Source organism: Modestobacter altitudinis, assembly GCF_005930475.1.
In the GTDB taxonomy this organism is placed as follows: domain Bacteria; phylum Actinomycetota; class Actinomycetes; order Mycobacteriales; family Geodermatophilaceae; genus Modestobacter; species Modestobacter altitudinis.
Genome location: NZ_SJEW01000013.1, coordinates 62,271 through 77,314 on the forward strand (window position 1 = coordinate 62,271; position 15,044 = coordinate 77,314).

Consider the following 15,044-nt stretch of genomic DNA (forward strand, 5'->3'; position numbering starts at 1 on the left):
CGGGCGGTCGTGCTGCTGGGCGGGGCAGGCGCGAGAGGCCGGCAGGAGCACTGTGCCCGCCGGACGCCGCTGCGGCGAGTGCGCACAGTCCCACCGGTGCACGTCCATGCATGGCTGTGTATGGTCATGCATCGTGAACGAGGGACGGACGTGGACGGTCGGGGTCACCGGCGCCACCGGGTACGCGGGCGGTGAGGTGTGCCGGTTGCTGGCCGGGCACCCGCGGCTGCAGCTGACCGGGGTGCACGCCAACGCGAGTGCCGGCCGACGCCTGGGCGAGCTGCAGCCGCACCTGACGCCGTACGCCGACCTGGAGGTCCGCGGCAGCGACGCCTCCGAGCTGGCCGGCTACGACGTCGTCGTGCTGGCCCTGCCGCACGGGGAGTCCGCGGCGATCGCCGCGCAGCTGCCGGACGACGTCCTGGTGATCGACTGCGGCGCCGACCACCGGCTGGCCGACCCGGCGGCGTGGGCACGCTGGTACGGCAGTGGTGGGTCGGGTGGGGGAGTCCCATGGGCGGGCTCCTGGCCCTACGGGCTGCCCGAGCTGCCCGGCCAGCGGGAGCAGTTGACCGGTGCCCGGCGGATCGCCGTCCCCGGCTGCTACCCCACCTCGGTGACCCTCGCGCTGGCCCCGGCGCTGGCCGCCGGGCTGGTCACCCCCGACGTGGTCGTGGTCGCCGCCAGCGGCACCAGCGGCGCCGGGAAGTCCGCCAAGACCCACCTGCTGGGCAGCGAGGTGATGGGCTCGGCCAGCGCGTACGGCGTGGGCGGGGTCCACCGGCACACCCCGGAGATGGTGCAGAACCTGTCGCAGGCAGCCGGTGCACCGGTCAGCGTGAGCTTCACGCCGACCCTGGTGCCGATGAGCCGCGGCATCCTGGCCACCTGCTCGGCCCCGCTCACCCCGGGGACCGACGCCGAGAGCGCCCGGGCGGCGTACCAGAAGGCCTACGCCGACGAGCCGTTCGTGCACCTGCTGCCCGAGGGGCAGTGGCCGACCACCGCCGCCGTGCTCGGTGCCAACACCGTGCAGCTGCAGCTCGCCGTCGACCCCGACGCCGGCCGGCTGGTCGTCGTCGCCGCGGTCGACAACCTCACCAAGGGCACCGCCGGGGCCGCGCTGCAGTGCGCCAACCTGGCCCTCGGCCTGCCCGAGACGACCGGCCTCCCGCTGGTCGGGGTCGCGCCGTGACCGTCACAGCTCCCGCGGGGTTCCGGGCCGCCGGCGTCGCCGCCGGGCTCAAGTCCAGCGGAGCGCCGGACGTCGCGCTGGTGGTCAACGACGGGCCGGACGACGTCGCGGCTGCGGTCTTCACCACCAACCGCTTCCCGGCCGCTCCGGTGCTCTGGAGCCGCCAGGTGCTCGCCGGCAACCGGCTGAGGGCCGTCGTGCTGAACTCCGGCGGCGCCAACGCCTGCACCGGGTCCGAGGGCTTCACCGACACCCACGCCACCGCCGAGCACGTCGCCGCCCAGCTGGGCATCGGCGCGATCGACGTCGCCGTCGCCTCCACCGGGCTGATCGGCGTCCGGCTGCCGATGGACAAGCTGCTCCCCGGCGTGACCGCCGCGGCGCAGGGCCTCACCGCCGACGGCGGTCCGGACGCCGCCCGCGCGATCATGACCACCGACTCCGTGCCGAAGACGACGGTGCAGGAGCACGGGGCCTGGAACATCGGCGGGATGGCCAAGGGCGCCGGCATGCTCGCCCCGTCGCTGGCCACGATGCTCGTCGTGCTCACCACCGACGCCGTCGTCGACGCCGCCGTGCTGGAGCCGGCCCTGCGGGCGGCGACCGGCGCCAGCTTCGAGCGGGTCGACTCCGACGGCTGCCTGTCCACCAACGACACGGTCATCGTGATGGCCAACGGCGCCAGCGGGGTCACCCCGGGCGCCGAGGAGTTCACCGCGGCGCTCACCGCGGCCGCCACCGACCTGGCTCTGCAGCTGCTCGCCGACGCCGAGGGCTCGACCAAGGACATCGCGATCACCGTCCGCAACGCAGCCAGCGTCGCCGATGCGCTGACCGCCGGCCGGGCCTGCGCCCGCAACAACCTGCTGAAGACGGCGCTGTTCGGCAACGACCCGAACTGGGGCCGGGTGCTCGCCGCGATCGGCACCACCGACGCCGCCTTCGAGGCTGACCAGGTGGACGTCACGATCAACGGCGTCACCGTCTGCCGCGGTGGCGCGATCGGCGACCCGCGGGAGGGAGTCGACCTGACCGGGCGCGCCGTCACCATCGACGTCGACCTCCGGGCCGGCGCCGAGCAGGCCACCATCTGGACCAACGACCTGTCCATCGCCTACGTGCACGAGAACTCGGCCTACTCCACATGAGCGCTGCCCAGGACCCCACCCCACCCGACGTCGCGGTCGACGAGGTCGCGCCCAAGCCGCTCATCGGCACCCGGCGGGTGATGCGGACCAACGACCCCGACGGCGACGCGGCCAAGGTCGCCGTCCTCACCGGTGCGCTGCCGTGGCTGCGCGAGTTCCACGGCAACGTGGTGGTCGTGAAGTACGGCGGCCACGCGATGGTCGACGAGGAGTGCCGGCGCGCCTTCGCCGAGGACATGGTGTTCCTGCGGACCTGCGGGATCTACCCGGTCGTCGTGCACGGCGGCGGCCCGCAGATCAGCGCCATGCTCAACCGGCTGGGCATCCCGAGTGAGTTCCGCGGCGGGCTGCGGGTCACCACCCAGGAGACGATCGACGTCGTCCGGATGGTGCTCACCGGCCAGGTGGGCCCCGAGGTGGTCGGCCTGATCAACTCGCACGGCCCGCTGGCCGTCGGGCTGTCCGGCGAGGACGGCGGGCTGTTGACCGCGGCCCGCACCGCGGCGGTCGTCGACGGCGAGCCGGTCGACGTCGGCCTGGTCGGCGACGTCGTCGCCGTGGACCCGACCCCGGTCACCGCGCTGATCGAGGCCGGTCACATCCCGGTCGTGGCCACCGTCGCACCCGACGCGGCCGGCCAGGTGCACAACGTGAACGCCGACACCGCCGCCGCGGCGCTGGCCGTCGCACTGGGCGCGGTGAAGCTCGTCGTCCTCACCGACGTCGAGGGCCTCTACGCCAACTGGCCGGACCGTGACTCGCTGGTCGAGCAGATCGACGCCACCGAGCTGGCCGAGCTGTTGCCGACCCTGGACGCCGGGATGATCCCGAAGATGGCCGCCTGCCTGCGCGCGGTCGAGGGCGGGGTGAAGCGGGCGACCGTCGTGGACGGCCGGCTGCCGCACGCCCTGCTGCTGGAGATGTTCACCACCGAGGGCACCGGGACGATGGTCGTCCCGGCCGCACCAGGAGAGGAGTCAGCACCGTGACCTACACCGAGGAGCTGGCCCGCCGCTGGTCGGCCGTGATGATGGGCAACTACCGGACGCCGCCGGTGGCGCTGGCCCGCGGCGCCGGCGCCACGGTGTGGGACGTCGACGGTGCCGAGTACACCGACCTGCTGGGCGGGATCGCCACCACGATCCTCGGCCACGCGCACCCCAGGGTGGTCGAGGCGATCGCCACCCAGGCCGCCACCCTCGGCCACGTCTCCAACCTGGCGATGCACGAGCCCGGCGTCCGGCTGGCCGAGCGGCTGCTGGAGCTGGCCGGCCGCCCCGGCCGGGTGTTCTTTTGCAACTCCGGCGCCGAGGCGAACGAGGCCGCGTTCAAGATCAGCCGGCTGACCGGCCGGCCCGAGGTCGTCACCGCGATCGGGTCCTTCCACGGCCGCACCATGGGTGCGCTGGCGCTCACCGGTCAGCCCGGCAAGTCCGCCGCCTTCGCCCCGCTGCCCGGCGGGGTGCGGCACGTGCCCTACGGCGACGCAGACGCGCTGCAGCTCACCGAGGCGACCGCGATGGTGCTGCTCGAGCCGATGCTGGGGGAGGGCGGCGTGCTGCCCGCCCCGCCCGGCTACCTGGCCGCTGCGGCGACCCGGGCCCGCGCGGCCGGAGCACTGTTCGCCGTCGACGAGGTGCAGACCGGCACCGGCCGCACCGGCTCCTGGTTCGCCTCCCAGGCCGACGGGCTGCAGCCGGACGTCATCACCCTGGCCAAGGCCCTCGGCGGCGGGCTGCCGCTGGGCGCCACGCTGGCCTTCGGCGACGCCGCTGAGCTGATGACGGCGGGCTCGCACGGGTCGACGTTCGGCGGCAACCCGATCGCCGCGGCCGCCGCGCTCGCCGTGCTGGACACCATCCGCGACGAGGGGCTGCTGGAGCGGGCCAAGGAGATCGAGCACCGGTTCACCGCCGGCATCGAGGCGCTCGGCCACCCCGACATCAGCGGCGTCCGCGGGAGGGGTGCGCTGCTCGGCGTCGTTCTCACCGCCCCGGTCGCCGCCGCGCTGGAGGCGCGGCTGCGCACCGTCGGCTTCCTCACCAACGCGGTCACGCCGGACGTCGTCCGGCTGGCTCCGCCGCTGGTCGTCACCGACGCCCAGATCGACGCGTTCATCGCGGCCCTGCCCGGGGCCCTCGACTCGACCGTGGAGACCCAGCAGTGACGGTCCGGCACTTCACCAAGGACGACGACCTCACCCCGGCCGAGCAGGCCGAGGTGCTGGCGCTCGCCGCCCAGCTCAAGGCGACCCGGCACACCGCCGAGGCACCGGCGCCGTTGCGTTCGCCCAACGGCACGGCACGGACCGTCGCCGTGCTGTTCGACAAGCCCTCCACCCGCACCCGGGTGTCCTTCTCGGTCGGCATCGCCGACCTCGGCGGCGTGCCGCTGGTGATCGACTCCGGCACCAGCCAGCTGGGGCGCGGGGAGTCCGTCGAGGACACCGCCCGGGTGCTCGACCGGCAGGTCGCGGCGATCGTCTGGCGGACCTTCGGCCAGGACCGGCTCGAGGCGATGGCCGCGGTCAGCCGGGTGCCGGTGGTCAACGCGCTCACCGACTCCTACCACCCGTGCCAGATCCTGGCCGACCTGCAGACCGTCGCCGAGCGCAAGGGCCGGTTGGCCGGGCTGACCTTCAGCTACCTCGGCGACGGCGCGAACAACATGGCCCACTCCTACCTGCTGGGCGGGGCGCTGGCCGGCATGCACGTGCGGATCGGCTCGCCGGAGGCCTTCCAGCCCGACCCGGAGGTGCTGAAGCGGGCCGCGGAGATCGCCGCCGAGACCGGCGGCTCGGTGCAGTGGACCGCTGACGCGGCCGCCGCTGCCGACGGGGCCGACGTCCTGGTCACCGACACCTGGGTGTCGATGGGCCAGGAGGACGAGCACTCCGCCCGCACCGCCCCGTTCCTGCCCTACGCCGTCGATGAGCCGGCGCTGGCCCGGGCGGCCCAGGACGCCGTCGTCCTGCACTGCCTGCCCGCCTACCGCGGCAAGGAGATCGCCGCCGCGGTGATCGACGGCCCGCAGAGCGCGGTCTGGGACGAGGCGGAGAACCGGCTGCACGCGCAGAAGGCCCTGCTGACGTGGCTGCTGGAGGAGAGCGCGTGAGGCGACGCCGATGAGCGCCGGACGCCGGCCGTGACCAGCGCGCTGACGCGGTCGGCCCGGCACGCCCGGATCGTGGAGCTGATCAGCGCCGGGCCGGTCACCTCGCAGACCCAGCTGGCCCGGCTGCTGGCCGAGTCCGGCGTCGACGTCACCCAGGCCACGCTGTCCCGGGACCTGGAGGAGCTCGGCGCGGTCAAGATGCGCGGCTCCGACGGCGCTCCGGCGTCCTACGTGCTGCCGCCGGAGAACGCCCCGCTGCGCCCGGCCCAGGCCGCGCCGGCGCGGCTCACCCGGCTGCTGGCCGATCTGCTCACCAGCGCCGAGGGCAGCGCCAACCTGGCCGTGCTGCGCACCCCGCCCGGCGCGGCCCAGTTCCTCGCCTCCGGCCTGGACAAGGTCGGCCTGCCGGGTGTGCTGGGCACGATCGCCGGGGATGACACCCTCCTGGTGGTCTCCCGGGAGCCGGACGGCGGGGCGGCCCTGGCCGAGCAGCTGCTGGCGCTCGCCCGACGCACGCCGGTCGGCTCGCCGGACCCCAGGACCGATCCCGACAGCAGTGACGACGTGGAAGAGAGTGCACCGTGACGGCGACGAACGAGGGCAGCCAGACCCGCCTGTGGGGTGGCCGGTTCGGCGGCGGGCCCTCGCCGGCGATGGCGGCGCTGTCCAAGTCCACCGACGTCGACTGGCGGCTGGCGCCCTACGACCTGGCCGGCTCACGGGCGCACGCCCGGGTGCTGGAGCGCGCGGGTCTGCTGACCGTCGACGAGCTGGCCCGCATGATCGGCGCGCTCACCGAGCTGTCCGCCGAGGTCGCCGACGGCACGTTCACGCCGATCGAGGCCGACGAGGACGTGCACGAGGCGCTCGAGCGCGGGCTGCTGGACAAGCTGGGCACGCTCGGCGGCAAGCTCCGCGCCGGGCGTAGCCGCAACGACCAGGTCGCCACCGACCTGCGGCTGTACCTGCGGCACAACGTGCGCGCCCTCGTCGGTGAGCTGGCCTCGCTGGAGTACGCCCTGATCGGGCTCGCACTGCGCTACCGGGACGTCGCCGCGCCCGGCATGACCCACCTGCAGCACGCCCAGCCGATCCTCATCGCCCACCAGCTGCTCGCCCACGCGCACGCCTTCGCCCGCGACGTCGACCGGCTGCTGGACTGGGACAGGCGGGCCGCGGTCAGCCCGCTGGGCGCCGGCGCGCTGGCCGGCTCGTCGCTGCCGCTGGACCCGGACGCCGTCGCCGCCGAGCTCGGCTTCGACCGGGCCTCGGACAACAGCATCGACGCGGTCAGCGACCGCGACTTCGCCGCCGAGTTCTGCTTCGCCGCGGCGCTGCTGGGCGTGCACCTGTCCCGGCTGGGGGAGGAGGTCGTGCTGTGGACGTCGACCGAGTTCGGCTGGGCGCGGCTGGACGACGCCTGGGCGACCGGGTCGTCGATCATGCCGCAGAAGAAGAACCCGGACATCGCCGAGCTGGCCCGCGGCAAGGCCGGCCGGTTCGTCGGGAACCTGACCGGCCTGCTCACCACGCTCAAGGGCCTGCCGCTGGCCTACGACCGGGACCTGCAGGAGGACAAGGAGCCGGTCTTCGACTCCGTCGAGCAGCTGCTCCTGCTGCTGCCCGCGGTCACCGGGATGATCGCCACCCTCACCCTGCGCCCGGAGGTCATGGAAGCCGCGGCGCCCCAGGGGTTCGCGCTGGCCACCGACGTCGCCGAGTGGCTGGTGTCCAGCGGCGTCCCGTTCCGGTCGGCGCACGAGATCAGCGGCGCGATGGTCTCCTTCTGCGAGGACGCCGGCCTGGAGCTGGACCAGCTGGACGACGAGCAGCTGGCCGGGATCGACGAGCGGCTCACCCCCGAGGTGCGCTCCGTGCTGCACGTCGAGGGCGCGCTGTCGGCCCGCCAGGCCCGCGGTGGGACGGCGCCCGAGCGGGTCGCCGAGCAGCTGACCACGCTGGCCGAGCTGGCCCGGCAGCACAACGACTGGGCCCTGCACTCACCGGTGGCGGCGGCGCTCTGACCTCCCCGGCCGCCCCGACGCCCGAGCCGGGTCCGCTGCTGCGTGCCGCGGACCTGCTCGGGCCGGTCGACGTCGTCGCGCCGTCGCTGCTCGGGTGCTGGGTGGTCACCGACCGGCCGGAGGGGCAGGTCGCGCTGCGGTTGACCGAGGTCGAGGCGTACTCGGGTGCGGGGGAGGACCCGGCGTCGCACGCCCACCGCGGCCCGACGCCCCGGGCGGAGATCATGTTCGGGCCGCCCGGCCGGCTGTACGTGTACTTCAGCTACGGCGTGCACTGGTGCGCCAACGTCGTCGTCGGGCCCGTCGGTCGCGGTGCGGCCGTGCTGCTGCGAGCGGGGGACGTCGTGGTGGGGGAGCAGCTGGCCCGGTCCCGCCGGCCGGCCGCGCGGGTGGCACGGGACCTGGCCCGCGGTCCGGCCCGGCTGACCCAGGCGCTGGCGATCGGCCCGGACGACCGCGGCGCGGTCCTGCTCGACCCCGCGTCCAGCGTGCGGCTGCACCGTGGTGCACCGCCCACCGCCCTCTCGGCGGGGCCTCGGGTGGGCATCAGCGCGGCCACCGAGCTGCCGTGGCGGTTCTGGGACACCGGGGCGCCGTCGGTGAGCCCGTTCCGGGCGGGCGGCAGGGCCCGCCGGGCCGCCAGGCAGGATCAGGCCCGTGACTGACGTGATCGACGAGCTGCACCGCCGTGGGCTGATCGCCCAGAGCACCGACGAGAAGGCGCTGCGCGCGCACCTCGCGGAGGGGCCGGTCACCTACTACTGCGGATTCGACCCCACCGCGGCGAGCCTGCACGTCGGGCACCTGATCCAGTTCATGGTCCTGCGGGCCCTCCAGCGGGCCGGACACCAGCCGATCGTGCTGGTCGGTGGGGCGACCGGCCTGATCGGTGACCCGCGGCCGTCCTCGGAGCGGCAGCTCAACGACCCCGGTCAGGTGGCCCGGTGGGTGGACCGCATCCGGCAGCGCGTCGCGCCCTTCCTCGACCTCCCGGCCGCCGAGCACGGGCTGGCCGCCCCGATCTACGTCGACAACCTGGACTGGACCGCGCCGCTGTCGGCCATCGACTTCCTGCGTGACCTCGGCAAGCACTTCCGGGTCAACCGGATGCTGGCCAAGGAAGCCGTGTCGGCACGGCTCAACAGCGACGCCGGCATCAGCTACACCGAGTTCAGCTACCAGATCCTGCAGGCCAACGACTTCCGGGAGCTGTTCCTGCGGCACGGGTGCACGCTGCAGTCCGGTGGGTCCGACCAGTGGGGCAACATCACCGCCGGGGTCGACCTGGTCCGGCGGACCGACGGGGCCGGCACGCACGCGCTCGCGACGCCGCTGATCACCACCGCCGACGGCAAGAAGATCGGCAAGACCGAGGGCGCCACCGTCTGGTTGGACCCGGAGCTCACCAGCCCCTACGCCTTCTTCCAGTACTGGCTGAACATCGAGGACGTCGACGCGCGCGCCTGGCTCCCGTTGTTCTCCGAACGGCCCGCGGACGAGGTCGCGGCGCTGATCGCGGAGTCGGTGGAGCGACCGGCGTCGAGGGCCCCGCAGCGGGCGCTGGCCGAGGAACTGACCCGGCTGGTGCACGGGGTCGAGCAGCTGGCCCAGGCGGAGGCAGCCGGCCGGGCGCTGTTCGGACGCGCCGAGCTGACCGAGCTCGACCCCGCCACGCTGGCTGCTGCACTGACCGAGGCCGGTGCCGCGGAGGTCTCTGACCCGGCGGCATCGGTGACCACCCTGCTCCAGCTGACCGGGCTGGCCTCGTCGCTGTCGGACGCCCGCCGCACGGTCAAGGAGGGCGGGGCCTACGTGAACAACGTGCGGGTCACCGACGCCGAGGCGGTGCCCGCGCCGGGGGACTGGCTGCCGGGGGGCTGGCTGGTGCTCCGCAAGGGCAAGCGCTCGGTGGCCGGTGTGCGCTCCGCGCAGGCAGGTCCAGCGGCCTGAGCTCGGCCTCCGTGGCGTGTGAACGCCAGGTGACGGGGGCGTTCCGGCTGGGTGGCGCGCGTCACCGCCCCCGGGTTTGACACCGTCCCGACAGCCACGTAACTTTCTCTTTGCGCCGGGCACGACCGCGAGGCCGGGACCGGGCGCCGAGCAGGACAACACAAGCCGAAGACGACGACCTTCCAAGGTCTGGTTCTCCGCGCGTCCGCTCCTTGAGAACTCAACAGCGTGCCGAAAGTCAGTGCCAAGTATCAATACCCCCTTGGTCTGGTCCGTTTGTGGATCATGGCCTTTGGGTTCCTTTGGTTGATTGAACGAGAGTGCCAACTCTCGGTCTCAGCTGTGATCAAATCATCTACGGAGAGTTTGATCCTGGCTCAGGACGAACGCTGGCGGCGTGCTTAACACATGCAAGTCGAGCGAGGCCCTCCTTCGGGGGGTGCCCTAGCGGCGAACGGGTGAGTAACACGTGGGCAACCTGCCCTCAGCTCTGGGATAACTCCAAGAAATTGGTGCTAATACCGGATGTGACCGCTGACCGCATGGTCTGGTGGTGGAAAGATTCATCGGCTGAGGATGGGCCCGCGGCCTATCAGCTTGTTGGTGGGGTGATGGCCCACCAAGGCGACGACGGGTAGCCGGCCTGAGAGGGTGACCGGCCACACTGGGACTGAGACACGGCCCAGACTCCTACGGGAGGCAGCAGTGGGGAATATTGCGCAATGGGCGAAAGCCTGACGCAGCGACGCCGCGTGAGGGATGACGGCCTTCGGGTTGTAAACCTCTTTCAGTAGGGACGAAGCGCAAGTGACGGTACCTACAGAAGAAGCACCGGCCAACTACGTGCCAGCAGCCGCGGTAATACGTAGGGTGCAAGCGTTGTCCGGAATTATTGGGCGTAAAGAGCTCGTAGGCGGTCTGTCACGTCGGCTGTGAAAACCCGAGGCTCAACCTCGGGCCTGCAGTCGATACGGGCAAACTAGAGTACTGCAGGGGAGACTGGAATTCCTGGTGTAGCGGTGAAATGCGCAGATATCAGGAGGAACACCGGTGGCGAAGGCGGGTCTCTGGGCAGTAACTGACGCTGAGGAGCGAAAGCGTGGGGAGCGAACAGGATTAGATACCCTGGTAGTCCACGCCGTAAACGTTGGGCGCTAGGTGTGGGGGCCATTCCACGGTCTCCGTGCCGCAGCTAACGCATTAAGCGCCCCGCCTGGGGAGTACGGCCGCAAGGCTAAAACTCAAAGGAATTGACGGGGGCCCGCACAAGCGGCGGAGCATGTTGCTTAATTCGATGCAACGCGAAGAACCTTACCTAGGCTTGACATGCACGGAAATCTCGTAGAGATACGGGGTGCCTTTGGCGTCGTGCACAGGTGGTGCATGGTTGTCGTCAGCTCGTGTCGTGAGATGTTGGGTTAAGTCCCGCAACGAGCGCAACCCTCGTTCTATGTTGCCAGCACGTGATGGTGGGGACTCATAGGAGACTGCCGGGGTCAACTCGGAGGAAGGTGGGGATGACGTCAAATCATCATGCCCCTTATGTCTAGGGCTGCAAACATGCTACAATGGCCGGTACAAAGGGCTGCGATACCGCGAGGTGGAGCGAATCCCAAAAAGCCGGTCTCAGTTCGGATTGGGGTCTGCAACTCGACCCCATGAAGTTGGAGTCGCTAGTAATCGCAGATCAGCAACGCTGCGGTGAATACGTTCCCGGGCCTTGTACACACCGCCCGTCACGTCACGAAAGTCGGTAACGCCCGAAGCCGGTGGCCCAACCCTTGTGGAGGGAGCCGTCGAAGGCGGGATCGGCGATTGGGACGAAGTCGTAACAAGGTAGCCGTACCGGAAGGTGCGGCTGGATCACCTCCTTTCTAAGGAGCACTGGCCGGCCATGACCGGGTTCGTCCCGGGTGGTTGGTCCAGAGCCGCGCACCGACCGTGACCGGGGTTCCATTCAGGGATGCCGGCGGGTGTTGGTGGCGGAGCTCGAGGGTGGAACACTGACCAGTTCGGCTGGTGACCTGGTGTCGCTGCTAGTACGGCTGTCCTCTCGGGGATGGTGGGGAACGCGGTGGCGTGGGGGAGCTGGTTGTAGGCACGCTGTTGGGTCCTGAGGGAACGGGCCGGCCCGCAAGGGCGCTGTTTCTTCGTGGAGGGCTTCATGCTCGTCGTACCGCCCGGTTGGTACCGGGGTCTGGCGGTGGGGGATGTGGAGTGACTTCCCGTACGTTGAGAACTGCACAGTGGACGCGAGCATCTATACATGCTGCTTTTGTGGCATGTCTTGTAGGTATGTATCTGGATACCCGCGCTGATCCAGAACATCATTTCCTGGTTCCTCTTTTGTGGGGTGCTGGTTTTTTGTTGTGGATGGGCGTGGGTGTTTGTGTGGCCAAGTTGTTAAGGGCACACGGTGGATGCCTGGGCACCAGGAGCCGATGAAGGACGTAGGAGGCTGCGATAAGCCTCGGGGAGCTGTCAACCGAGCGTTGATCCGAGGATTTCCGAATGGGGGAACCCCGCACCAGTCATGTGGTGTGACCCGCGCTTGAACACATAGGGCGTGTGGAGGGAACGTGGGGAAGTGAAACATCTCAGTACCCACAGGAAGAGAAAACAACCGTGATTCCGTGAGTAGTGGCGAGCGAAAGCGGATGAGGCTAAACCGATCGCATGTCAAGCCGGCAGGCGTTGTGTGGTCGGGGTCGTGGGACGATCCAGTGTTCTCTGCCGAGGGCACGGGGAGTCAGAAAGTCATGTGTTAGTGGAAGGCCTCTGGAAGGGGTCGCCGTAGAGGGTGAGAGCCCCGTACACGAAAACATGTGACCTCCCGGATCTGCTCCCAAGTAGCACCGAGCCCGTGAAATTCGGTGTGAATCTGGCGGGACCACCCGCTAAGCCTAAATACTCCCTGGTGACCGATAGCGGACAAGTACCGTGAGGGAAAGGTGAAAAGTACCCCGGGAGGGGAGTGAAATAGTACCTGAAACCGTGTGCCTACAAGCCGTGAGAGCCTTATGCGCATTCGTGCGTGGGGGTGATTGCGTGCCTTTTGAAGAATGAGCCTGCGAGTTAGCGGTACGTGGCGAGGTTAACCCGTGTGGGGTAGCCGTAGCGAAAGCGAGTCCGAACAGGGCGTATCAGTCGCGTGCTCTAGACCCGAAGCCGAGTGATCTACCCATGGCCAGGTTGAAGCGCGGGTAAGACCGCGTGGAGGACCGAACCCACTTCAGTTGAAAATGGAGGGGATGAGCTGTGGGTAGGGGTGAAAGGCCAATCAAACTCGGTGATAGCTGGTTCTCCCCGAAATGCATTTAGGTGCAGCGTCACGTGTTTCTTGCCGGAGGTAGAGCACTGGATGGTCTAGGGGCCCCACAAGGTTACTGAAATCAACCAAACTCCGAATGCCGGTAAGTGAGAGCGTGGCAGTGAGACTGCGGGCGATAAGGTTCGTAGTCGAGAGGGAAACAGCCCAGATCATCAGCTAAGGCCCCTAAGCGTGTGCTAAGTGGAAAAGGATGTGGGATCGCAGTGACAACCAGGAGGTTGGCTTAGAAGCAGCCACCCTTGAAAGAGTGCGTAATAGCTCACTGGTCAAGTGGTTCCGCGCCGACAATGTAGCGGGGCTCAAGCACACCGCCGAAGCTGTGGCATTCCTCTGAACCCGTCGTCGCCTTCGTGGTGGCGGCCAGGTGGAGGGATGGGTAGGGGAGCGTCGTGTGGCGGTGGAAGCGGCGGAGTGATCCAGCCGTGGACGCCACACGAGTGAGAATGCAGGCATGAGTAGCGAAAGGGGAGTGAGAAACTCCCCCGCCGGATGACCAAGGGTTCCTGGGCCAGGCTAATCCGCCCAGGGTGAGTCGGGACCTAAGGCGAGGCCGACAGGCGTAGTCGATGGACAACGGGTTGATATTCCCGTACCCGCGAAAGAACGCCCATGCTGGACCCAGCGATGCTAACTGTCCGAAGCCGGTGACTGACCTTCGGGTCTGATCCGGGGGAGCACAGGGCCCGGACTGGTAGTAGGCAAGCGATGGGGTGACGCAGGAAGGTAGTCCTACCGGTGAGTGGTAGTACCGGTGCAAGGGTGTGGCCCGTGATGTAGGTAAATCCGCATCGCAACAGGGTGAGGCCTGACGCATAGCCGAATGAGGCGAATTGGATGATCCTATGCTGCCGAGAAAAGCCTCTAGCGAGTTCTTAGCGGCCCGTACCCCAAACCAACTCAGGTGGTCAGGTAGAGAATACCAAGGCGATCGAGCGAACTGTGGTTAAGGAACTCGGCAAAATGCCCCCGTAACTTCGGGAGAAGGGGGGCCATTCATCGTGAACATCCTTGCGGTGGGCAGCGGTGGGTGGTCGCAGAGACCAGTGAGAAGCGACTGTTTACTAAAAACACAGGTCCGTGCGAAGTCGAAAGACGATGTATACGGACTGACGCCTGCCCGGTGCTGGAACGTTAAGGGGACGGGTTAGTGCACTTCGGTGTGCGAAGCTCAGAACTCAAGCGCCAGTAAACGGCGGTGGTAACTATAACCATCCTAAGGTAGCGAAATTCCTTGTCGGGTAAGTTCCGACCTGCACGAATGGCGTAACGACTTCTCAGCTGTCTCAACCACAGGCTCGGCGAAATTGCACTACGAGTAAAGATGCTCGTTACGCGCGGCAGGACGGAAAGACCCCGGGACCTTCACTATAGCTTGATATTGGTGTTCGGTTCGGTTTGTGTAGGATAGGTGGGAGACTGTGAAGCGGGCACGCCAGTGTTCGTGGAGTCGTCGTTGAAATACCACTCTGGTCGAATTGGATGTCTAACCTCGGTCCGTGATCCGGATCAGGAACAGTGTCAGGTGGGTAGTTTAACTGGGGCGGTTGCCTCCTAAAATGTAACGGAGGCGCCCAAAGGTTCCCTCAGCCTGGTTGGCAATCAGGTGTCGAGTGCAAGTGCACAAGGGAGCTTGACTGCGAGACCGACGGGTCGAGCAGGAGCGAAAGCTGGGACTAGTGACCCGGCACCGGCATGTGGAAGCGGTGTCGCTCAACGGATAAAAGGTACCCCGGGGATAACAGGCTGATCTTCCCCAAGAGTCCATATCGACGGGATGGTTTGGCACCTCGATGTCGGCTCGTCGCATCCTGGGGCTGGAGTAGGTCCCAAGGGTTGGGCTGTTCGCCCATTAAAGCGGTACGCGAGCTGGGTTTAGAACGTCGTGAGACAGTTCGGTCCCTATCCGCCGCGCGCGTAAGAGACTTGAGAAGAGCTGTCCCTAGTACGAGAGGACCGGGACGGACGAACCTCTGGTGTGCCAGTTGTTCCGCCAGGAGCACTGCTGGTTGGCTACGTTCGGCAGGGATAACCGCTGAAAGCATCTAAGCGGGAAGCTCGCTTCAAGATGAGGTCTCTCACCGGGTCAACCGGGTAAGGCCCCCGCCCAGACCAGCGGGTTGATAGGCCGGAGGTGGAAGCGCAGCAATGCGTGGAGCTGACCGGTACTAATAGGCCGAGGGCTTGACCACACATACATCCAGCAACATGCGTCTCGCGTCCACTGTGCAGCTCTGAAGGTACGGGCAACCCCACCCCCACCCGGAGGTGGTGCGGTTCCCGCC

At 68.7% G+C, this 15,044-nt stretch carries 8 protein-coding genes, 2 rRNA genes and 1 pseudogene; all 11 read left to right on the forward strand.

Annotated elements, in window-relative coordinates; all coding sequences use genetic code 11:
- Window positions 1-133: 133 nt before the first annotated feature.
- The 11 genes and pseudogenes from argC (at window position 134) to FHL79_RS07420 (ending at window position 14,951) form a co-directional block, all read left to right on the forward strand.
- Window positions 134-1,195, forward strand: coding sequence for an N-acetyl-gamma-glutamyl-phosphate reductase (gene argC / locus FHL79_RS07370; RefSeq protein ID WP_218938363.1), 1,062 nt, complete (start codon window positions 134-136; stop codon window positions 1,193-1,195).
- Window positions 1,192-2,343: a bifunctional glutamate N-acetyltransferase/amino-acid acetyltransferase ArgJ gene (gene argJ / locus FHL79_RS07375; protein ID WP_138757964.1), complete on the forward strand. Its 1,152-nt coding sequence runs from the start codon at window positions 1,192-1,194 to the stop codon at window positions 2,341-2,343. The genes argC and argJ overlap by 4 nt, the downstream gene beginning before the upstream one ends.
- Window positions 2,340-3,332: an acetylglutamate kinase gene (gene argB / locus FHL79_RS07380; RefSeq protein WP_138757965.1), complete on the forward strand. Its 993-nt coding sequence runs from the start codon at window positions 2,340-2,342 to the stop codon at window positions 3,330-3,332. Before argJ ends, argB begins: the two co-directional genes overlap by 4 nt.
- Entirely contained in the window at window positions 3,329-4,510 is a 1,182-nt protein-coding gene (locus tag FHL79_RS07385) for an acetylornithine transaminase (protein WP_138757966.1), read from the forward strand. The genes argB and FHL79_RS07385 overlap by 4 nt, the downstream gene beginning before the upstream one ends.
- Complete coding sequence (argF, locus tag FHL79_RS07390; RefSeq protein ID WP_138757967.1) at window positions 4,507-5,457, forward strand: ornithine carbamoyltransferase; 951 nt, start codon at window positions 4,507-4,509, stop codon at window positions 5,455-5,457. Before FHL79_RS07385 ends, argF begins: the two co-directional genes overlap by 4 nt.
- Window positions 5,458-5,484: 27 nt before the next feature.
- Window positions 5,485-6,042, forward strand: a pseudogene (locus FHL79_RS07395) (arginine repressor); the annotation flags it as partial.
- Entirely contained in the window at window positions 6,039-7,481 is a 1,443-nt protein-coding gene (gene argH, locus FHL79_RS07400) for an argininosuccinate lyase (RefSeq protein ID WP_138757969.1), read from the forward strand. The pseudogene FHL79_RS07395 and the gene argH, both read left to right, overlap by 4 nt.
- A 53-nt stretch (window positions 7,482-7,534) precedes the next feature.
- Window positions 7,535-8,146 carry a DNA-3-methyladenine glycosylase gene (locus tag FHL79_RS07405; protein WP_281283858.1) on the forward strand — a complete coding sequence of 204 codons (612 nt, stop codon included), beginning with the start codon at window positions 7,535-7,537 and terminating at the stop codon, window positions 8,144-8,146.
- Window positions 8,139-9,431, forward strand: coding sequence for a tyrosine--tRNA ligase (tyrS, locus tag FHL79_RS07410; RefSeq protein WP_138757970.1), 1,293 nt, complete (start codon window positions 8,139-8,141; stop codon window positions 9,429-9,431). Before FHL79_RS07405 ends, tyrS begins: the two co-directional genes overlap by 8 nt.
- A 354-nt stretch (window positions 9,432-9,785) precedes the next feature.
- A 16S ribosomal RNA gene (locus FHL79_RS07415) occupies window positions 9,786-11,305 on the forward strand.
- 519 nt (window positions 11,306-11,824) lie between these two features.
- A 23S ribosomal RNA gene (locus FHL79_RS07420) occupies window positions 11,825-14,951 on the forward strand.
- Together the 16S and 23S rRNA genes form the textbook arrangement of a ribosomal RNA operon.
- The last annotated feature ends 93 nt before the right edge of the window (window positions 14,952-15,044 follow it).